This window comes from Clostridium collagenovorans DSM 3089, from assembly GCF_900130005.1.
GTDB classification, from domain to species: Bacteria; Bacillota; Clostridia; order Clostridiales; family Clostridiaceae; genus Clostridium_D; species Clostridium_D collagenovorans.
Genome location: NZ_FQXP01000007.1, coordinates 161,980 through 181,525 on the forward strand (window position 1 = coordinate 161,980; position 19,546 = coordinate 181,525).

The 19,546-nt window shown below is 29.1% G+C and carries 19 protein-coding genes, 1 pseudogene and 1 other annotated feature; of the genes and pseudogenes, 7 read left to right on the forward strand and 13 right to left on the reverse strand.

Annotated elements, in window-relative coordinates:
* Nucleotides 1-398: 398 nt before the first annotated feature.
* The 3 genes from BUA48_RS10190 to BUA48_RS10200 all read right to left on the reverse strand — a co-directional run bounded on the left by BUA48_RS10190 (nt 399) and on the right by BUA48_RS10200 (nt 3,199).
* Nucleotides 399-1,409 (reverse strand): GNAT family N-acetyltransferase, encoded by a 1,011-nt coding sequence (locus BUA48_RS10190; protein ID WP_072831957.1) that lies wholly within the window; start codon nt 1,407-1,409, stop codon nt 399-401.
* A 334-nt stretch (nt 1,410-1,743) separates the two neighbouring features.
* Nucleotides 1,744-2,442: an OmpA/MotB family protein gene (locus BUA48_RS10195; RefSeq protein WP_072831958.1), complete on the reverse strand. Its 699-nt coding sequence runs from the start codon at nt 2,440-2,442 to the stop codon at nt 1,744-1,746.
* Nucleotides 2,408-3,199 carry a motility protein A gene (locus BUA48_RS10200; protein WP_242944336.1) on the reverse strand — a complete coding sequence of 264 codons (792 nt, stop codon included), beginning with the start codon at nt 3,197-3,199 and terminating at the stop codon, nt 2,408-2,410. The genes BUA48_RS10195 and BUA48_RS10200 overlap by 35 nt, the downstream gene beginning before the upstream one ends.
* Before the next feature lie 478 nt (nt 3,200-3,677).
* Between BUA48_RS10200 and BUA48_RS10205 the strand changes: the two genes are divergently transcribed.
* A complete protein-coding gene (locus BUA48_RS10205; protein ID WP_072831959.1) occupies nt 3,678-4,073 on the forward strand; it encodes an HsmA family protein in 396 nt (131 codons plus the stop codon).
* Nucleotides 4,074-4,145: 72 nt separating this feature from the next.
* On the opposite strand, the gene BUA48_RS10210 is transcribed toward BUA48_RS10205, so the two are convergent.
* The 4 genes and pseudogenes from BUA48_RS10210 to BUA48_RS10220 form a co-directional block, all read right to left on the reverse strand.
* Complete coding sequence (locus BUA48_RS10210) at nt 4,146-6,209, reverse strand: EAL domain-containing protein (protein WP_072831960.1); 2,064 nt, start codon at nt 6,207-6,209, stop codon at nt 4,146-4,148.
* A gap of 714 nt (nt 6,210-6,923) precedes the next feature.
* Nucleotides 6,924-7,055 (reverse strand): hypothetical protein, encoded by a 132-nt coding sequence (locus BUA48_RS15925; RefSeq protein WP_278336839.1) that lies wholly within the window; start codon nt 7,053-7,055, stop codon nt 6,924-6,926.
* A 55-nt stretch (nt 7,056-7,110) separates the two neighbouring features.
* Entirely contained in the window at nt 7,111-7,983 is an 873-nt protein-coding gene (locus tag BUA48_RS10215; RefSeq protein WP_072831961.1) for a class I SAM-dependent methyltransferase, read from the reverse strand.
* Between the two features lie 182 nt (nt 7,984-8,165).
* Nucleotides 8,166-9,038, reverse strand: a pseudogene (locus tag BUA48_RS10220) (aminoglycoside 6-adenylyltransferase).
* Between the two features lie 352 nt (nt 9,039-9,390).
* Here BUA48_RS10220 and BUA48_RS10225 point away from each other — a divergent pair.
* Entirely contained in the window at nt 9,391-9,867 is a 477-nt protein-coding gene (locus tag BUA48_RS10225; RefSeq protein ID WP_072831962.1) for an RNA polymerase sigma factor, read from the forward strand.
* Nucleotides 9,864-10,301, forward strand: a complete 438-nt coding sequence (locus BUA48_RS10230) for a DUF3955 domain-containing protein (protein ID WP_072831963.1) — start codon at nt 9,864-9,866, stop codon at nt 10,299-10,301. The genes BUA48_RS10225 and BUA48_RS10230 overlap by 4 nt, the downstream gene beginning before the upstream one ends.
* A 91-nt stretch (nt 10,302-10,392) precedes the next feature.
* On the opposite strand, the gene rlmH is transcribed toward BUA48_RS10230, so the two are convergent.
* From rlmH to BUA48_RS10255, 5 genes are all read right to left on the reverse strand, one after another.
* The gene (gene rlmH / locus BUA48_RS10235) at nt 10,393-10,872 is read right to left on the reverse strand and encodes a 23S rRNA (pseudouridine(1915)-N(3))-methyltransferase RlmH (RefSeq protein WP_072831964.1); all 480 of its coding nucleotides are present in this window, start codon (nt 10,870-10,872) and stop codon (nt 10,393-10,395) included.
* A 99-nt stretch (nt 10,873-10,971) separates the two neighbouring features.
* Nucleotides 10,972-11,469, reverse strand: coding sequence for an SEC-C metal-binding domain-containing protein (locus BUA48_RS10240; protein WP_072831965.1), 498 nt, complete (start codon nt 11,467-11,469; stop codon nt 10,972-10,974).
* 189 nt (nt 11,470-11,658) lie between these two features.
* On the reverse strand, nt 11,659-12,228 hold the full coding sequence (locus BUA48_RS10245) for a GerMN domain-containing protein (protein WP_072831966.1): 570 nt from the start codon (nt 12,226-12,228) through the stop codon (nt 11,659-11,661).
* 11 nt (nt 12,229-12,239) lie between these two features.
* On the reverse strand, nt 12,240-13,025 hold the full coding sequence (locus BUA48_RS10250) for an MBL fold metallo-hydrolase (RefSeq protein ID WP_072831967.1): 786 nt from the start codon (nt 13,023-13,025) through the stop codon (nt 12,240-12,242).
* A 20-nt stretch (nt 13,026-13,045) separates the two neighbouring features.
* Nucleotides 13,046-14,302: a UDP-N-acetylglucosamine 1-carboxyvinyltransferase gene (locus tag BUA48_RS10255; RefSeq protein ID WP_072831968.1), complete on the reverse strand. Its 1,257-nt coding sequence runs from the start codon at nt 14,300-14,302 to the stop codon at nt 13,046-13,048.
* Nucleotides 14,303-15,202: 900 nt separating this feature from the next.
* On the opposite strand from BUA48_RS10255, the gene BUA48_RS10260 reads away from it, so the two are divergent.
* A complete protein-coding gene (locus BUA48_RS10260; RefSeq protein ID WP_072831969.1) occupies nt 15,203-15,790 on the forward strand; it encodes a hypothetical protein in 588 nt (195 codons plus the stop codon).
* Between the two features lie 66 nt (nt 15,791-15,856).
* Nucleotides 15,857-16,121 (forward strand) — a binding site (T-box leader).
* 58 nt (nt 16,122-16,179) lie between these two features.
* Nucleotides 16,180-17,571 (forward strand): asparagine--tRNA ligase, encoded by a 1,392-nt coding sequence (asnS, locus tag BUA48_RS10265; protein WP_072831970.1) that lies wholly within the window; start codon nt 16,180-16,182, stop codon nt 17,569-17,571.
* Between the two features lie 195 nt (nt 17,572-17,766).
* Here the strand turns inward: asnS and BUA48_RS10270 are convergent, their stop codons facing one another.
* Nucleotides 17,767-18,039 (reverse strand): hypothetical protein, encoded by a 273-nt coding sequence (locus BUA48_RS10270; protein ID WP_072831971.1) that lies wholly within the window; start codon nt 18,037-18,039, stop codon nt 17,767-17,769.
* Between the two features lie 386 nt (nt 18,040-18,425).
* On the opposite strand from BUA48_RS10270, the gene BUA48_RS10275 reads away from it, so the two are divergent.
* Nucleotides 18,426-18,914, forward strand: coding sequence for a dUTP diphosphatase (locus tag BUA48_RS10275; RefSeq protein ID WP_072831972.1), 489 nt, complete (start codon nt 18,426-18,428; stop codon nt 18,912-18,914).
* 119 nt (nt 18,915-19,033) lie between these two features.
* Nucleotides 19,034-19,465 carry a DMT family transporter gene (locus BUA48_RS10280; RefSeq protein WP_072831973.1) on the forward strand — a complete coding sequence of 144 codons (432 nt, stop codon included), beginning with the start codon at nt 19,034-19,036 and terminating at the stop codon, nt 19,463-19,465.
* The last annotated feature ends 81 nt before the right edge of the window (nt 19,466-19,546 follow it).

Below are 19,546 nucleotides of genomic sequence, written 5' to 3' on the forward strand. Positions count from 1 at the left end.
TCAAAGTCCTATCTTCATTTTAACCTATATGGACTCTCTCATCATTATATTACCATATAATCAAATTAATGTAATCAAGCAGATTTGTGATCTCTTTTATTAGAATTCTTCACAAAGATTACACTTTAACCCACTCACATAATTTATCTTTCCATTTTAATATATTGTGATGGTATTTTGGATTCTATTGAAACTCCATTGCGTGTATTTTGAATCCCTTCATTACTTGAAAAATGCTTCTGATAATTTATAAATACAAGCTTGCTTATAATTCTAGTGTTTTCACATATAAAAACAACCTTAGGAAACTTATATGGAATCCTAAGGTTATAAAGTATTTTTATCTGTAACGTAACACTTGCTTTCTTTTTTCGTATCCATGAGTTACATTGTTTTTTCTATAATTGATTAATACTTGGATTACAAGGGTTTGCCCATGCTATATTATTGTCGATAGCTCTAAACATTCTGTAAGCTATAGGTTTAAATCCGCATTTAGGCCAAAATGTTGAAGAAGCAAGATTTGTTACTCTCCAGTCTATAATTATGTTGTCATATTCTTTTTCCTTCATAAGCTTATAACCTTCATTCATTAAGCTTTTACCGATACCACTTCCCATTTCAGAAGTATACGTACCTGCAATGCTTAGCTCTGCCCCATTATCAGGTGTCATCAAATCTGAATCAATAGTCCCATATACTTGGAATCCTACTTCCTTTGAATCCTTTGTTGCAATAAGAACTGTTGAATCTTCATCCTGTACTATACCCTCATATCCTGATTTTATTCGTGTCACAAACTCAGGTAATACAAGTTCAAAAGTTGGTGCTGAACCTTGATAATATTGAATTATTTTTGACATTCTGCCCATAGCTTCACTATCAGCTTCATTGGCAAGTCTAATATCTATATCTGCTACACTTTCAAAAGGCTTGTAATCTTCCATATTCATTACTGCATGTACTTGTTGAATAGAAAAGCTTAAGTTCATGAAAGCATCAAAGTATTCTTGATTTCCAAGTGGTACTAAAGTATATTGATTGAAACAACCTTGTTCAAGCCAAAGAGCTGAAACCTCTGCATAAAGCTTTCTTATAAGTTCAGATGATTGATCTTTTCTAATTGCTATTCCCTCATATGGAACCCATGCACATCTACCTCTTCGAGTATCATTCTCTATTTCTGCTATTAGATAACCTACTAATTCCTCATTAGAAAATGCCCCTATACCCACTATTTTACTATCATCGAATAATTCCTCAAACATCTCTGTAACATACTTTACATTAAGACAGCTGTTTTTCAAAAATGGATATACCTTACTCTCAAGGCTTTGTCTTTCTATTAGCAAGTTAGTCATTGCAGGTATGTGATCAGTCGTAATTGATTTGAATTTACATTTGTTCATTGCTACACCCCCAGTTAAGTTTACATTTCATAATAGAGTTCAGTATGAAAAGAAATGATTATATATGCACTACACCATTGGCAAATATCAGTATTATTTTTCCTTAATCACACTTTCTATTATGAATATTGTAACTTTTATTATAAATATTTACAATATAATTATTAAATGTATTTTAGATGCTTTATTTCCATATACAAAAATAACCTTAACCAATCTATATTGATGGTTAAGGCTATACACTATTTTTATATGTAACTTCTATTTTATTTTTTCCTAAGAATATTAAGCGTGAATTTTTTCTATTTTAATCTTAATAAACTCCTATCTTTATTTATTTCTCTATTTCTTCAAATTTTGAATTTACTAAAACTATATCAACTCTTCTATTATTATTTCTACCGCTTTCAGTATCGTTTGTATCTACAGGTCTATATTCCCCATACCCTACAGAACAAATTTTTTCTGGTGAAATATATCCATTTTTCACAAAGAAGTTTAAAACTGTAGTTGCTCTTGCACTAGATAAATCCCAATTAGAAGAAAATAACTCTTTATGTATAGGTATGTTATCTGTATGTCCTTCTATTCTAGCATAACTGCAAGTTCCCTTTAGACTTTCTCCTATTTCATATAATTTATTATATGATTCCTCTTTTAATATATCCGAGCCAGAATCAAATAAAATTCCATCTTTAAAAGAAATAACTAATCCTTTTTCATATTCAGTTGCTACGATTTCATCTTTGTTTTCATTTTGTGAAGCTATGTTGTTTATTTTTTCCTTTAAATCTTTAAACTCATCTTTTTCTTCTTCTTTTGGTGATCCACTTTGCTCTGTTATATCTGAAAAAAATGAATTTCCTCCCATAGCACCAGACATTGATCGAACTATCTTTTCATATTTAACTTTATCTAAATTGCTCATTGAATACATTACTACGAAAAATATCATTAATAAAGTTATTAAGTCCGAATAGGTTAATAACCATCTTTCATTATTTTCTTTCTTCGGTTTTTTTCTTGGTTTCATAACAATCACCTATAATGCTTTTTAGCCTTTCTTCCAATTCATAAGAATTTACGCTTTCAATTAAACACATACTTCCTTCTAAACAAAGTTGTTTATTTTTTAGATTAATACTATTTATTAATTTTATTTTACTTGCAATAGGTAGCCATAAAAGGTTTGCTGAAGCTACACCATATAATGTAGCAACGAAAGCAACGGCAATCTTAGGACCCAATGTGTCTGGATCATCTAAGTTTCCTAATACATGTACTAAACCCATTACCGTTCCTATGATCCCCATCGTTGGACCAAATCCTCCTGCTGCTTCAAAAATACTAGCTTGATTTTCTGCTAATTCTTCTTCTGCATAATAATAATTTTCTAATATATTTTTAGCAACATTTTCTTTAAATCCATCTACAAATAATTGCAAACCCTTTCGAGTCATAGAATCCAATTCTTTATTCGTTTCAAGCTCTTTTTCTATGAAAGTAAAATTTTCTTTTCTTAACTTAATCGAAATTTCTTTATAATAAGCAATAGTTTTTTCATAAATATCAAATTCATTTTTCTTCTTAAAAGCAAAAACTTTTATTAAAGTTTTTGGTATAGTTTTTAACTCTTTTAATGAAAATGATAATCCTACTGCTCCTATAGTTCCTCCAAAAACTATCATTAATGCCGTTGGAGTAAATAAAGCTGTGAGGTGTCCTCCTTCTAGAACGAACCCTCCCCCTAAAGCAAACAATCCTATTAAAAGCATAAGTATTTCTAACATTATAATCACCGCTTTCGTATATCTTGTGCACTGCTTGTACACTAACTTAATTTATATATTCTACTATTTGAAAAAGCTTATAACATTCTACTCATTTATGGGGACACAATATACACCTCCACTAGCTATCTTGAAGGACTTACTAGCTTGTTTATTATCATATATTACCATAAAGATTAAAGCGTATCTACTATTTTTTTACAAAATTCGAAATTTTTCTACCAAGCAATTATTAGAGTATTTTATAATGATATTTGAAGTATTTATCAGTTATTAATAGATTATATATTTACTAAATTAAAGTTACTAAATTTGGATACTATAGACGAAATAAATTCTACTTATCTTCTCTAGTAAATCTTATTTCTTTTTCCATTATATTTAATTTGAATTTAATATAATGTTTACTTTTTTATCACAATACTTTGCTAAACTAATACTATAACAAAATATTTTTTTAACAAAGGGGTCTTATATTATGAGCGGAAAATTAATTTTAGCTATCGTTGCAATAACATTAGCTCTAGTATTTTATACTACCGGTGTGTTTGGAGAAAGAAGATCTAAGTGTTTAACTAAAAAGCATGTCATTATATTTTGGCTAGGTCTAATATGTGACACTATCGGTACCCTAACTATGAGTAGCATTGCTAAATCTAATGTAGTAGCTATTTCAGCAGCAAGTGAAAATTTGCATGGAATTACAGGCCTTTTAGCCATTCTTTTAATGGTATTCCATGCTGTTTGGGCTACTTGGGTATTATATAAAAACGATAAAAAGCGAAAAGAAGCTTTCCACAAATTCAGTATTACTGTATGGTTAATATGGTTAGTACCATATATAGTAGGTATGTTTATAGGAATGGCTGGTTAATAAATTATATATTAATTTAAAGGGGATGTCTTTTGGACAACCCCCTTTGTATTTTAAAACTATTTATTAAAATTAAATATTATCTTTTATATAGTTTACACACATATCTGCTTTAAGTGGTTTACTAAATAAATATCCTTGATATAAACCATCTCCCATCTCGTCTAAAACAGTTTTCTGCTCCTCTGTTTCTACAAACTCATTAATTACTGTTATACCCGTTGATTCACATAGTTTATATACAGAGCTTACTATACTTTTAGACTCTTCATTTTTATCTATATCCCTTATTAGACTTCCATCTATTTTTATACAATCTATATTGTACTTCTTTATATATAATAAAGGATTATATCCAACTCCAAAGTCATCTATTGCTAGTCTTACACCATATTCGGTTAGCTTAGTTAACTGTTTTTTAGTTACATCATCTTCCCCTATTGCAAAGCTTTCTGTTATCTCAACTTTAATATTATTTGGATCAACATTATAAAGCTTTATAATATCTTTTATGTAACTTGCAAAGGTATCGTCTGTTAATTGCTTTGTGGATACATTTATAGACATATCTATCTTCTTTTCTAATTCTTTATCCCATATTGAAAGCCGCTCAATTGCTTCTTTTGCAATCCATTTTCCTAAAGGATAAATTAATCCTACTTCCTCTGCAATTAATATTATAATATTTGGTGGTATATTTCCAAACTCTTCCTGCCTCCACCTTAAAAGAGCTTCCACTCCAACAACTTTTTTTCCCTTACTTATCTGTGGTTGATACTCTAAATATAGTTCACCTTCATTCTTTTTTCTGCCAGTCAGTATATCTTTAAGCTCCTCTCCTAAAAATATACTTATCTCCCCCATACTATCAATTCCACTAGATAAGTTTTGCTTTTCTAGCTCTCCAGAAAAAATCTTATTTTTAAGTTGCTCATAAGCCTCTTGTTTTTCTCTCTTGCTTATATTATCAGATATTTTAACAAAAGGAGTATATATCATAATCCCCACAATAATATTAATGACTTGTAGTATAAGCCCTGAAAATCCACCTGTTAGCTTATAAGCATTAAATAAAATCGGATGTGTCCAGCTCATATTAGTATTTACAATTTGAACTAGTCCTAATTCAAACGCTACTTGAGCTATTGCATATAAAACTATCGGCGTTAAAGTTAATGGAACTATATATATAGGATTAAATAGTATTGGTAGACCATATGTAATAATTTCATTAATATTAAATATGCTTGGTATTATTGATATAACTGATATCTTCTTGCTGTATTTATTTGTACTATATAAAACTATTGCTATTATTAAGCATATGGTACTTCCAGCTCCACCCATGTTAGTAAATGTATCTACATACAATCTGTTAAAGGATTGGTCATGTATTATTAAATCCCCACCATGTCCACCTATTACCCATAAGGCATTTTTTATGAATATATATTTTATATCATTTAAAAAGTTATTAGCTCCATGTATGGTTATGTTTTCAATGCCGTTTATCTTACTAAAATAAAATGTATCAATTAAGAAGGCTACACAAATTACTATAACTATAGTTAAAACTAAAGGAAATATAGCTAAAATAGACTGTCTTACAGCCCTTTCATAACTATTAATTAAGTTCTTTCTACTATCTAGCATATAATAATATATTTTAATATAAATTTCGCTAAATATTATACTAACTACTATAGCTAACAAAGTCCAATTTGATGCTATAATTACATTGCTTCCAGTCTTCATAACACTATCCATAGTGAAAATACTAGTAAAAGTAATTGCTGAAACTAACCCTATAAACCCAACCATACTTGAACTTACACTATTACCCATATACTTTATATCTTGATTTTCGTATACACGTATTTTAGCTAGTTCGCTACAAATTGATATTACAATTAGAGCCTTTGATAGCATATACAAGCTGTTATATATATTGCTAAAAATATTCTTCCAATTATCATTTATAATTACCTTCATTATGTTCATAAATGTATCACTATTTATATTAAGTATTATTATAAATATACAATTTATTAAAATGATAGGTTGAACTTTCAAAAGCCCTCGCCTTATTGATTTTATATATATACTATTATAAATTTTATAAAGAAATGTACTCATAATGGTTTTCTCCTTCAAACCCCTTATTAATATATTCCTATAAGTTATTCCTTTTACCTCTGTATAGTTCATAATCTTATGTTTTTTAAATATATTAAATTTGTCATATTATTATCTCTATTTAAAGTCATTGTCCTCAATTTATTACCTTGATATACTTTTCTATATATTGAATGAATATGCTCAATTTGTTGTAATCTAACTACTATTTTAGAATAAAACTTTAGCCTTTTTATAGATATTTTATCTATTACTTCATGTGAATATAATATAGTATTTTTATTATATTCACAATAGTTAAACTCTTTTTTCCTGACGTCGAATGAGTAAGTTCGCCTAGCCAAATCAAAGATTTGGAGGCTTACTTATGGTATGGTTATCCGTAACTACTTCAAGTGAGGTTTTTCCATTTTATCTCCCTAGGACTATTGATGATATTTCATAATAGTTAGGGTCTGATATTGAATATGCTAGAATTAAACATAAAAAACATTGTTGTTATTTTAAAACATAATCTCTTCATTGCTAAGTTAATTATAAAGATTAATTTTTGGGGAACTCATATAAAAGTTCATGGCAAAGAGAAAAATCACCTATCTCGCTAAAAATAGTATGCCTTACTCTTAATTAAATTTATTTAATTCATTTAATAGCCCTAAAACAAAATAAATGTCCTAAGGATTGCTTAGTGTTGCCGCACTAAGCTTTTCTTATTTATAAGATATCAAATTTTTGTTGCTTAAAGTTATATGTTTCAAAATCAGCATTTACAATATAAAAATTGTTGTATGAACTAACATCATTTTTTGTATATTCAGCAAGCTGTTCTCCAAGTTCACTTGCCATTTATTTCAACCTCATTAACATCAAATTTGAATTTGTAAGTTCCGGTATATTCAAATCATTTTTTTCCATAAGAAATCAGAATGCATGGAGCCTGAAGAATAAATCCCTTACCTTTATTTTCAAGTATAGTTTCAGCTATGTTCTTTTCATTTTGATTAAATTCTTGTTGCTCTGATAATGTCAAGCCTTTATTAGTTCTGAAAGTTTTACTATCGTTGTTATCCAAGATGCTATAATAACCTTTATGTTCTACAAAAGCATCAAATTTACTTTCGTATTCACTATCCATTGGATTGATAAATTTAACAGCATCATTCATCCTTACGCCAATATCTTTTAGTCCAATTTGTTGCATATATTGTGGAATCTTTATTCCTGTTCTATAATCCCTACCACCATTATTATATTCGTAACTCCACATTTTTTGAAATAATAACGATTGATTCATATCACGATAATCAATATCACTACTATAAAATCCAGCATCTTCAATTGGTCTATCTCCCTCAAAGCAAATTACCCATCCATCATCAACTACAGCTTCTGTCATCTTTTTTAATATATTCATAGGTTGTGGTATATGGCGTAATACTGCTTGTGAAATAGCTAAATCATATTTTTTCATAGGCACATATTCGTTCAAATCTGCACATATCAATTCAACATCAAAACAATATGATGATAAATGTTTTTCTGCAAAATTCAATAATTCCTTACTTTTATCTATACCAGTATACGTACTCCCCTTAGGTAAAAGAGGCATTAGTAAATCGCACAAATAGCCATATCCACACCCAAAGTCAACTATATTAATTGGCTTAGTTATTCTCCAAACCTTATCAATTAAAAATTCAATATAATCAGAATTACACCAATCTTTACGAACGTTAATTAGAAATTGTAATTCCTCATCCCAGTTATGACCCATAGCCTTGTTCTCCCTTACAAATTAGAATTGCTCTCGCTTTACTTAACACATATTTTATCTTTAGTGATAGATAGTATTAAACATCCCAACCTCTCACTAAATCTATATCCTTTATTTTTATCATCTAACAAGAAGTTACTTACCTTTGTATAAATATTGCTATCTAATCACTTTCAATATTCTCAATATATTTTCTTTGCATCTTTTGGTAATAAGTGCACATCTTTTAAAAACTTTAAGCTATTCATTGCTTGACTTTCCTCATATTTAATATTCATTTTACATGCTATATCTTTGGCTATATCATTAAATAAATCACACATAATAAAAACTGATTTCCAAATACATTTCACTTCTCCTGAAGGGTATGTCTTCAAGAATGTATTCCACATATGGTTCTCTAACCACCTATACATATATTTTCCTTATTTCCCAATACTAACAGTAAAGTTTGTGTCAAATCCTATTTTCCACTCCATTAAACGAATTAATTGTGGGCGAACAACATAATTTATCATATCCATTACATATGGTATTTCTTCACGCCATAATCCCTTTGCTACATTATTAAGACACCACCAAAAATCATTACATGTATCAAAAAAATTATGTTCTGTTGGCTTCTTCACCCAATAATCCATATCTGTTGCTTCAGGCATGTCAAGCAAACACTTTTCTTTATCAAGTAATATCTTGCAAAGTCTGTCACCTTCAATATTTTTTAGCGCATGGGATAATGTGCTTACAGTTAAATCAAGACGATTTCCGTCAGTAAATTGAATAAGCCATACATAACAATTATCAACATCATTTTCATAATAAGAATTCTCTTCAGGATATTGCATATATAATCGTTCACCAAATTGGTCAATCCAATCTTTTTGTTTACGAAATGATTTTGTTTCTTCAACAACGCATTCAATATCATAGTCCTGAAAAATATCTTTTATAGCATTAGGATTTGTTCTTGAGCCACTCATATAAACTGCACGAATTCTTTTATCATTTTTTGCTACATCCAATATTAAATTAAGCATTTCTTGTTCTGTTCTCATACTATAACTTTCCTCTCTTATAAATTTACCGTTTATTTATAACTTATTATAACATATTTTGTAAATAAAATTTTGCTTATGATACGCTATTTTACTCTATAAAAACAGCCTTAGGCAAGTTAAATCAAAGCCTAAGACTATAAAATTTTTATATGTAACTCCTACACCATCTTACGAAACTATCAAAATTATTTATTACTCCATTTACTCCCCTATTATTATCATACATAATCATAGTATAATATTTAAATTAATAGGTAGAAATTAGCTGCTATACATCATAATAATTTTTTTCGAAAATTTGTAACGAAATACACTTTTTATAGTCTTATATATGAAAGGCGGTGAAAATGTGACAGATTTTGAAGAAGTGTACTCTGAATATTTCACGGATGTATATAGATATGTGCTAAGTCTTTGTAAAAATGAAAGTATTGCAGATGATATAACACAAGAAACCTTTTTTAAAGCATTAAAAAATATTGATGGGTTCAAGGGTAATTGTAAGATGATCGTTTGGCTATGCCAAATTGCTAAAAACTCATATTTTTCATATTTTAAAAAAGAGCAAAATAATTTTGAAAGACTTAAAGATAACGTGAATATTTTTGACATTGATTTTGAACAGATATTATTTGACGATGAAAGTGCATTTGAAATTCATAAACTACTCCATAATCTAGAAGAACCATATAAAGAAGTATTTACTTTGCGTTTTTTTGGTGATTTATCATTTTTAAAAATAGCTGAATTATTTGGTAAAACTGAAAGTTGGGCAAGAGTTACTTATCATCGTGCGAGAATAAAGTTAAAGGAGAAATTAATATGAAACTATCATGCGAAGTTATTAGAGATTTGCTACCATTGTATTACGATAAAGTTTGTAGTAAAGAAAGTTCTTTGTTAATAGAAGAGCATTTGGCAGATTGTAATCAATGCCTAGATGAATTAGAAAAACTTAAAACATGCTTAGAAAAACCAACTATTTCGGAGGAGAATATACAAGTAATGAAAAATATTTCAACAAAATGGAAAAAAGATAAGATGATTGCATTTTCAAAAGGTTCAATGTTTGTTTCAGCTTTAGCAGCTATTATTTGTTTTGTTGCCTATAATGTTATTGGTTCAGAAGTTTTGCCAGATGGAACATTGGTTGAGCCATTCGCACTAATACCAATTGTATATATATTTATTTTAATGTTTATCATTTCACTAATATGCTACTTTATATTTTTAAAGAAACATAAAATTAACAATAAATAAAACGAGCATAATTGAAAACAAGTAAATTTATAGTATTGGAGGACTTATAGTAACAGTTAGTCCTTCAATACTTTTTAAGCAAAAACCTCATTTACTTGTGGTACGGTTCTCCGCTATTTATTCTGTATGCTCTATATATTTGTTCTAGCAGCATTACTCTGAATAGTTGATGTGGGAAGGTCATTTTTGAGAAGCATAGTTTATAGTTTGCTCTTTTTAGTACGCTTTCTGCTATTCCTAGGCTTCCTCCTATAACAAAGGCTATGTTAGAGTTTCCTCTTACTCCTAAGTCATCTATCATTGTCGCTAGTTCTTCTGAGGTTATTTGTTTTCCTTTTAGATCAAGGGCTATTACATACATATTGTCTTTAATATGTTTTAATATTTGCTCTCCTTCTTTCTCCTTTATTGCTATTTCTTCTTTTTCTGAAGCATTATCTGGAGTTTTTTCATCTGCTAATTCTACTATGTTTAGTTTGCAATATCTTGTTAACCTTTTTGAGTATTCATCTATTGCTAGTTTTAAATATTTTTCTTTTATTTTTCCTACTGTAATTAATGTTATATTCATCTTTTATTATTTATATCAAAAGGCTTAACTTGCCTTTTTAATTCCTCCTTAAATTAATTAAAGCAGAAACACTCAAGGTATTTCTGCTTATTAGTTTAATTATTTACCACAACATTTTTTGTATTTCTTTCCACTTCCACATGGACATGGATCATTTCTTCCAATTTTGTCTTCTCTAACAACTGTTTTAGAAGATCTGTATTCTTTAGCTATTTCTTTTCTCTTATCTACTGAGAATATTCCATCCCATTGGCTTAAAGAGTATAAGTAGTCAGCTTTAGCATCTAACATATTGAAGTATAATTTTTCGTAGTCTACTACTACATCGATTTCTGTTGTTGAAACTACTTCTTCTAAATCGATTGAGTTTGTTAAACTTTCATTGATACCATCTAAAATACCAACAAAGTAAACTTCATCTACTCCATATTCTTTTGCTAATTCAGCAACTGATCCTTTTATGTTAGTGTTATGACTTCCTAAAAATTTTTTATAGAACTCTGATTCTACAGCACCGTATTCATCCCAAAATGCTGCCTCTCCTTTAGTTTTAACTGTTTCAACTACAAAATCTGTCCACTGTTTATATAAGCTCATTTCTAAGTCCCCTTTTTCCAATTTATATTTATTTGGTTAATTATTTTGTAAATCCTTTGGTTTAAAACAAAACCCAATAACGCATTATTTAAGGTTATTATAATAAATACATTGTAAATTTTCAACATATTTAGTTATAATTTTATAAAAACCTTCATTTTATTATGTTTCCCTACATGATAAAATCTATTATTTTTTTATTAATCTTGAATCTATTGCTTTACTATCAAATGGAGTTGAAATATCATAATTTCCTCCAAGTGTATCTACATTCTTACTTTCTATAAGTATTTGAACTTTTTCTATACCTGGTAGCTGTGATAAGGATTTTGATATTCCCTTTAAGCAAGCATTTTCCTTAGACTTAGTCATTTCTACCTTTGCTTCTTTACTAAAATTAATATTAGCAATTCCGTCTTTTATAGAAAAACTTACCAGTCTAGTATCCTTTGGTAATATAGGTTGAAGTTCACTTTTTACAGAAGGTCCTTTTATTAACTCTTGAATAATTAATTGTCCTAAAAATTCTTCTTTATTTGCAAGTCTTTCTTCTTTTCCTAACTCTTCTTTACTTCCATCCTTTGATGCATCAAAGTATAGATTCATATCAACTAAATCTTCCTTTTCCATAGGAAGTTTTAAGTTTTCAATTTTTTCTTTAGTGTTTATGCTTCCTTTATCATCCTTATTACATGCAGTTAACATCAGTAATGTCATTACCATGGTCACCATTAATAATATAGTAGTTAATTTCTTCATGATATCTCTCCTTAAAGCTCTATATACTTACTAGGTTTATCTCTCTCAGCCATAGTAAGATATATTTCCTTACCTATATTTATACCTTCTTCAACAAGTATGTTTTCTACGGTTTTATATGCTAAATCTGGATAATTATTAGTTTTACTTAAGTGACCTAATACTATATGTTTCGGTTTATCATTCATTATTTCTACTATAGCCTTACCACAAGCATCGTTAGATAAGTGTCCCACCTCACTTAAAATTCTCTTTTTAAGAGGGTATGGATATGGACCAAACTTAACCATTTCAATGTCATGATTGCTTTCTAATAATACTATGTCTGCATCATATACTGCCTTTTTGACATCTTCTGAAAAATATCCTAAATCTGTTGCAATGGTAGCCTTTTTTTCTTTGCTATACACAGAATATCCTACAGGATCAGCTGCATCATGAGATATTCCATGACTAACTATCTGAAGATCACCTACTTCAACATAGCTACCATCCATAATCTTAATATTATGTTCCTTAACTTTACCTATTTTAGTATCCATAGCCTTCCAAGTAAGCTCATTTGCATAAATAGGTATGTCGTATTTCCTTGATAGTATTCCTACCCCCTTAATATGATCAGAATGTTCATGGGTTATAAAAATACCATCTATTTTCTCACATGTTTCTTCTATAGATTTCAAACCTGCTTCTATAGTTTTACCTGATAAACCCGCATCTATTAATATGCGAGATTTATCAGAGGCAACAAAAATTGAGTTGCCACTACTTCCACTATATAAAGGACAAAATTTCATATATAATCACCCATTTACCACTATACAGTTTCTCTACGTATAGTTGCACCTAGCTTAGTGAATTTATCCTCAATATAAGGATATCCTCTGTCTATGTGTTCTAATCCTGCTATAATAGTTTCTCCCTCAGCCATAAGTCCAGCTATTACCATTGCAGCTCCAGCTCTTAAATCTGTTGCTATAACCTCTGCACCTGTTAACTTCTCAACACCTTCAACTATAGCTACTCTTCCGTTAACATCAATTTTAGCGCCCATCTTTTTAAGTTCATCTACATGCTTAAATCTTGATTCCCAAATACTTTCTGTAACCATACTTCTACCCTTAGCCATTGTTAATAAAGTACTCATTGGTTGCTGAATATCAGTTGGGAAACCAGGGTATGGTAATGTTTTTATGTTTACAGCTTTTAAGTTTCTCTCAGACTTAACTGTAACAGAATCATCACCTTCTATTATTTCTACTCCCATTTCAGTAAGCTTTGCACTTATTGCTTCTAAATGTTTAGGAATAACATTTTGTATAGTTACTTCCCCACCACAAGCTGCTGTTGCTATCATATAAGTTCCTGCTTCTATTTGATCTGGGATTACACTATATGTACAGCCCTTAAGTTCTTTAACACCTTTAATTCTTATTGTATCTGTTCCTGCACCCTTAATGTCAGCACCCATAGAGTTTAAATAGTTTGCTAAATCAACTACATGCGGTTCTTTAGCTGGATTCTCTAATGTTGTTTGACCCTCTGCTAGTACAGCTGCCATCATAACGTTCATTGTTGCTCCAACGCTTACAACGTCGAAGTATATATTAGTACCTATAAGTTTATCAGTTTTTACACTTACAGCGCCATAACCAACCTCTACATCGGCACCTAGTGCTTCAAATCCTTTTATGTGTTGATCTATTGGTCTAACACCTATAGGACATCCCCCTGGTAAATCTACACTTGCTTCTTTAAATCTACCTAAAAGAGCTCCTAAAAGGTAATATGATGCTCTCATTTTTCTAACTTCTTCAATATTTGCTTTCACATTATGCACTTCTGTGCTATCTATAATAACTGTAGATTCATTTCTAGTAACCTTACAGCCTAAACTTTCTAATATTTTAACAAGACACTTTACATCATCTATATCTGGAACATTTTCAATAGTACTAACACCCTTACTTGCTAATACTGCTGCTGGTAATATAGCTACTGCAGCGTTCTTCGCACCACTGATTTCAATGTTACCAAATATTTTGTTTCCTCCACTTATAACCAGCTTTTCCATAACCTTATCCATCCTTATCTAATAAATATTATTTAAATTTCACTCTTGCTTCCAACTACATTAATTTTTATTATTTTAAATCTTTTTGCATTAATAATGAATACTTACTTGTAACCCCTCTTACTGGATTTTAATATGTTTTTTAACATATATTTTTACAAGCACCACCATAAGTTAAATTAAGTCAAATTTTTGATTTAATCCACTTATTATTTACTGTCATACCCTACATTATATCATAAGTTTTATAAATTTTTATAAAGTTTTTTAACTGTTATAAAACTTTTATAATTATGACATAGCATGAGGTATTTTAAAATAGTTTTTAAGATATTTTTACTTAAGTTTTAAAATTAATTTTCTTATGATAGATTTATATTATAAATTTAGTGTATAATAATTACAATTATGTATTTAAGTTGTTTAAACCTTTAAATACTGAAATTATAATAGGAATATTAATTAATTCCTATTTATGTTATAATAACTATTGTTTTATCTGATTTTTATTTATTTGCACTAAATTAGATAAATCTCATATATTTATTGTAATAAGCAACTTTTTTCTTTCATGAGTTATTACAATGAATATATTATGATTAAGTATTTAATACTTAATCTTATTATGTACTTTATTAATATAAAAAATTTAAATTATTTAAATAAATTTTCAAAGTACTCGTAAATAGGTTTTTTAGTAGCAATATATAGCTTGTAATATTAAAACTACTATTGCACTTTAGCTTGTCTTAATAAATTTTTTAAGTGGCTTAAAGTTTTTTTAAATACAAATGTAGTTTATTTAATACAATATATAACTAATATAAGATTTCAATTTATTACGGAATTTAAATAAATTTATCTCAATGCAACATTGAAGTTTATTTTTGGAGGAAAACTATGAAGTACCAATTAGTTGCTTTATTTGATCATGAATCATCACTGAAAGTTGAAAATATTCAAAAAAATATATGTAGAAAATATAAAGTCCCAAGTAAAAATACTACTATTATGCACATACCCCTTACAACAATTGTTAATCCTGATATAGATAAAGTTGAATCTATAGTTTTAAAGGTTTTAAAGCCTTACAAACGTTTCAAGGTAAGAATTAATAATGGTTTATATGTAAACACTGAAAATAAACAAGTTAGTGTTGCTATTGACGAAAAGGGCTATGTATCTAGAATTTCAAGGAACATAGATGAACTATTAGCCTTAAATGGTCTTAATGTTGAGTCTATACATTCTTCTTACTCTGATTTATTTATACCTATTGGTGGAATCAGTGGTGCTGTTAAAAAGGCATGTAACCAATCTATGATTCCTATAAATAAATCTTTAACTCTAGAGGATGTATTAAATTATGCTAAAGTAGACAGACTAGAGTTATGGAAAGTACCAAGTGGAAAAAAAGAATTTTACAGCAAGAAGAAGCCTTCAAGTAAGGATCTTAAGGTAAAAACTTTTGTCCTTAGAGAATATTAAAAAAAATTTACTTGCATTTTTTTTAATTTTGTGTTTAAAATATTAACTATAAAGTAAATACAGATTTTAAAGACTGTGAAGAGAAGAGTAAATTTAGGAAGTAGTCTTAGCGAATCAGGGAGGGTGTAAGCCTGATACGAAGCCTATATTGAAGAACATCTCGGAGTTGCCAACCGAAATATCGTAAGATAAAGTAGACTTGGACGGGTTCAAACCGTTAATACTTGAATATTGTAATTAGAATTTTTTCTAACGCAATAGTTTGGAGTGGTCAATGTTTACTATTGGCAATCTGGGTGGTACCACGGAAATTCAACCTTTCGTCCCTATTTATTTAGGGATGGAAGGTTTTTTTATTTTTATATTTAAATTTTAAGGAGGTTATTAAAATGAAAACAACATTAGTAAAAACTCTTTTTAGAGAAACTCAACAATATCTAGGTACGGATGTAAAGATTTCTGGATGGATTAGAACTATCAGAGATTCTAAAACTTTTGGGTTTATTGAAATAAATGACGGTAGTTTCTTTAAAAATGTTCAAATCGTATTTGATGATTCTTTAGAAAACTTTAAAGCTATTTCTAAATTACCTATTAGTTCTTCACTTTCTATAATAGGTACTATAGTTGAAACTCCAGGTGCTAAGCAACCTTTCGAGATTAAGGCTAAAGAAATCATAATTGAGGGTATGTCTAACTCTGATTACCCACTTCAAAAGAAAAGACACTCTTTTGAATATTTAAGAACAATCGCTCACTTAAGACCAAGAAGTAACGCATTCTCTGCTGTATTTAGAGTTCGTTCAGTTGTAGCTCATGCTATACACCAATTCTTCTTTGAGAGAGGATTCGTTTATGTTCACACTCCAATAATAACTGGAAGTGACTGTGAGGGTGCTGGAGAAATGTTTAAAGTTACAACTTTAGATTTAGACAACGTACCTAAGAATGAAGATGGTTCTATTGATTACTCTGAGGACTTCTTTGGAAAAGAAACTAACTTAACTGTTAGTGGACAATTAGAAGGAGAAATCTTTGCTTTATCTCATAGAAACATTTATACTTTCGGTCCTACTTTTAGAGCTGAGAACTCTTACACTGGAAGACACGCAAGTGAGTTCTGGATGATAGAGCCTGAAATGGCTTTTGCTGACCTTGAAGATAACATGCAACTTGCTGAAGACATGTTAAAATATATAATTAAATTTACTTTAGAAAATGCTCCAGAAGAAATGGAATTCTTTAACCAATTCATTGATAAAGGATTATTAGAAAGATTAAACAACATCTTAACTTCTGACTTTGGTAAAGTAACTTATACTGAAGCTGTTGATATGCTTATAAAATCAGGTGTTGAATTCGAATACCCAGTTGAGTGGGGTATAGACCTTCAAACTGAACATGAAAGATATTTAACAGAGCAAATATTCAAGAAGCCTGTATTTGTAACTAACTATCCAAAAGAGATCAAAGCATTCTACATGAGAGTGAACGAAGATCAAAAAACTGTTGCAGCTATGGACTTATTAGTTCCAGGTATAGGAGAACTCATTGGTGGAAGTCAAAGAGAAGAAAGATATGAGAACTTACTTGGTAGAATTAAAGAATTAGACTTAAACCCAGAAGATTACTGGTGGTATTTAGAGCTTAGAAAATATGGTGAAACTAAACACTCTGGATTCGGTTTAGGCTTCGAAAGAGCTATTATGTATTTAACAGGTATGGGTAACATCAGAGACGTGCTACCATTCCCAAGAACACCTAAAACTGCTGAATTCTAATTATAAATTAAAAAGCTAGATTAATTAGATAAAGTTGCTACGGCATTAATACTTTTATATCAAATATACTGTATTTATAAATTACATGTACAGCATGATAGGATATTTATCTTTAATGCCTCAGCTTCTTTCTAATAATCTAGCTTTAATACTTATTAATAAAAATACGGATAATTTTATTACACTTAAATATGCTTAACTTTGATGTCCTGTAATAAGATTAAGAAGCTCTTTTCTCTTTTTAACAATATATACTATTAATGTAAGAACTGATATAGTTGTAACTGTATTCAATACTAATTGAATGGTAGGATTTAAAAATTGATATATATTATATGCTCCCGTGTATATTCCCCCTATTAACGCAAGAAACATTACAAAAGGATACCACACCTTCTTTTCATTTATATATTTTTTTCCTAATACTACAATTATTATCGCACAAACTATTATTCTCCCTATATCCATATGCTCACCTCCTTATTAACTCTTATGCAATTCAATATATAAACTTTACATATATAATTTTACATTAAATCCATTAAATACGAAAGATGTTTAATTCAATATACATACTTAATTCAAGTAGCAACACTATAAATCACCACTTAATTAATCTCATATTAAAATGCCTTAACCTCTCTCACTACTTTTATTAAATGAAGCTTAATGCTATAATCATAACAGTATCATCCTATGGCTATTTATAGAGTTTAAAGTGATGACTTAATATATTTTATAATAAATACAATTAATTATATTTAAAGTATACATATTATATTTCTTATAATAAAAAAATGTACAAATGCTACAATAATTACTCATAAGATAAAAATATAAGGGGAGGTTTTTTTATGGATTTACAAAATTTATTTTATCTTCAATCAGAATTAGATGTTCATATATCTTCTGAACATAACCTTGAAAATGAAGATCTTTTTGATAAAAAAGTATTAGCTTTGCTTGTTGAACTTGGTGAATTTGCCAATGAAACTCGTTGTTTTAAATTCTGGAGTAAAAAGGGACCATCTGAAAAAGCAGTTATGCTTGAAGAGTATGTTGACGGATTACACTTTATATTAAGTTTAGGCCTTATAAAGGAGTACACTTACATCAACTTAGTTCTTAATAGAAATATTATTACTGATGGTACTGATGGATTCTTAAACCTTTACAATACTGCATTAAGCTTTAAGCTACATCCTACTGAAAGAAACTACGAAAATATGTTCCAGTGTTTCTTAGACTTAGGTTCTTTCTTTGGTTTTACTGGAGAAGATATTGAAAATGCTTATCTTGAAAAGAATAAAGTTAATCATAAGCGTCAAGAACAAGGTTACTAAAGGTTTTAAAGCTTATTAACGGTACATAATACAATATTTAAGTAATATATTTGAATACCTTGGTTAAACTATCTTTGTAATTTTATTTTTAATATATAATAACAAAGGAGGAGTTTGACATGTTGGGTATTATATATGCAATAGTGGCTGGTATAGCCATGAGCCTTCAAGGTGTATTTAACACCAACGTATCTGATAAAATTGGTATGTGGCATACTAATGTTATAGTTCAAGCCATTGCTCTTATTTGTTCAGCCATTGCCCTATTCTTCACAAAGGATGGTGGCTTTGCTGGACTTAGAGATGTTAATAAATTATATTTATTTGGTGGAGTTTTAGGTGCAGTTATTACCTTTACTGTTATGAAGGGTATAGGTAGTCTCGGTGCAACCTTTGCCATTGCTATAATTTTAATATCCCAAATTTCTGCCGCAGCTGCCATTGATGCCTTTGGTTTATTTGGTGCTGAAAAGTTGTCTTTTGGTCTTGCCCAAATTGGTGGACTTATTTTAATGATTGGCGGAATCGTTCTATTTAAATGGAAATTTTAACAGTTATTTAACATTAAATTCTATTTTAGCCCTTTGGGGCTTCTTTTTTTCACATTTTTTTAATAATTCACATTTATCTAT

What these genes read in the sequence shown, in the direction of transcription:
- BUA48_RS10190 (WP_072831957.1), bottom strand. Translation starts at nt 1,409, where the DNA reads ATGAACAAATGTAAATTCAAATCAATTACGACTGATCACATACCTGCA.
- BUA48_RS10195 (WP_072831958.1), bottom strand. Translation starts at nt 2,442, where the DNA reads ATGAAACCAAGAAAAAAACCGAAGAAAGAAAATAATGAAAGATGGTTA.
- BUA48_RS10200 (WP_242944336.1), bottom strand. Translation starts at nt 3,199, where the DNA reads ATGTTAGAAATACTTATGCTTTTAATAGGATTGTTTGCTTTAGGGGGA.
- BUA48_RS10205 (WP_072831959.1), top strand. Translation starts at nt 3,678, where the DNA reads ATGAGCGGAAAATTAATTTTAGCTATCGTTGCAATAACATTAGCTCTA.
- BUA48_RS10210 (WP_072831960.1), bottom strand. Translation starts at nt 6,209, where the DNA reads ATGAGTACATTTCTTTATAAAATTTATAATAGTATATATATAAAATCA.
- BUA48_RS15925 (WP_278336839.1), bottom strand. Translation starts at nt 7,055, where the DNA reads ATGGCAAGTGAACTTGGAGAACAGCTTGCTGAATATACAAAAAATGAT.
- BUA48_RS10215 (WP_072831961.1), bottom strand. Translation starts at nt 7,983, where the DNA reads ATGGGTCATAACTGGGATGAGGAATTACAATTTCTAATTAACGTTCGT.
- BUA48_RS10230 (WP_072831963.1), top strand. Translation starts at nt 9,864, where the DNA reads ATGAAACTATCATGCGAAGTTATTAGAGATTTGCTACCATTGTATTAC.
- rlmH (WP_072831964.1), bottom strand. Translation starts at nt 10,872, where the DNA reads ATGAATATAACATTAATTACAGTAGGAAAAATAAAAGAAAAATATTTA.
- BUA48_RS10240 (WP_072831965.1), bottom strand. Translation starts at nt 11,469, where the DNA reads ATGAGCTTATATAAACAGTGGACAGATTTTGTAGTTGAAACAGTTAAA.
- BUA48_RS10245 (WP_072831966.1), bottom strand. Translation starts at nt 12,228, where the DNA reads ATGAAGAAATTAACTACTATATTATTAATGGTGACCATGGTAATGACA.
- BUA48_RS10250 (WP_072831967.1), bottom strand. Translation starts at nt 13,025, where the DNA reads ATGAAATTTTGTCCTTTATATAGTGGAAGTAGTGGCAACTCAATTTTT.
- BUA48_RS10255 (WP_072831968.1), bottom strand. Translation starts at nt 14,302, where the DNA reads ATGGAAAAGCTGGTTATAAGTGGAGGAAACAAAATATTTGGTAACATT.
- BUA48_RS10260 (WP_072831969.1), top strand. Translation starts at nt 15,203, where the DNA reads ATGAAGTACCAATTAGTTGCTTTATTTGATCATGAATCATCACTGAAA.
- asnS (WP_072831970.1), top strand. Translation starts at nt 16,180, where the DNA reads ATGAAAACAACATTAGTAAAAACTCTTTTTAGAGAAACTCAACAATAT.
- BUA48_RS10270 (WP_072831971.1), bottom strand. Translation starts at nt 18,039, where the DNA reads ATGGATATAGGGAGAATAATAGTTTGTGCGATAATAATTGTAGTATTA.
- BUA48_RS10275 (WP_072831972.1), top strand. Translation starts at nt 18,426, where the DNA reads ATGGATTTACAAAATTTATTTTATCTTCAATCAGAATTAGATGTTCAT.
- BUA48_RS10280 (WP_072831973.1), top strand. Translation starts at nt 19,034, where the DNA reads ATGTTGGGTATTATATATGCAATAGTGGCTGGTATAGCCATGAGCCTT.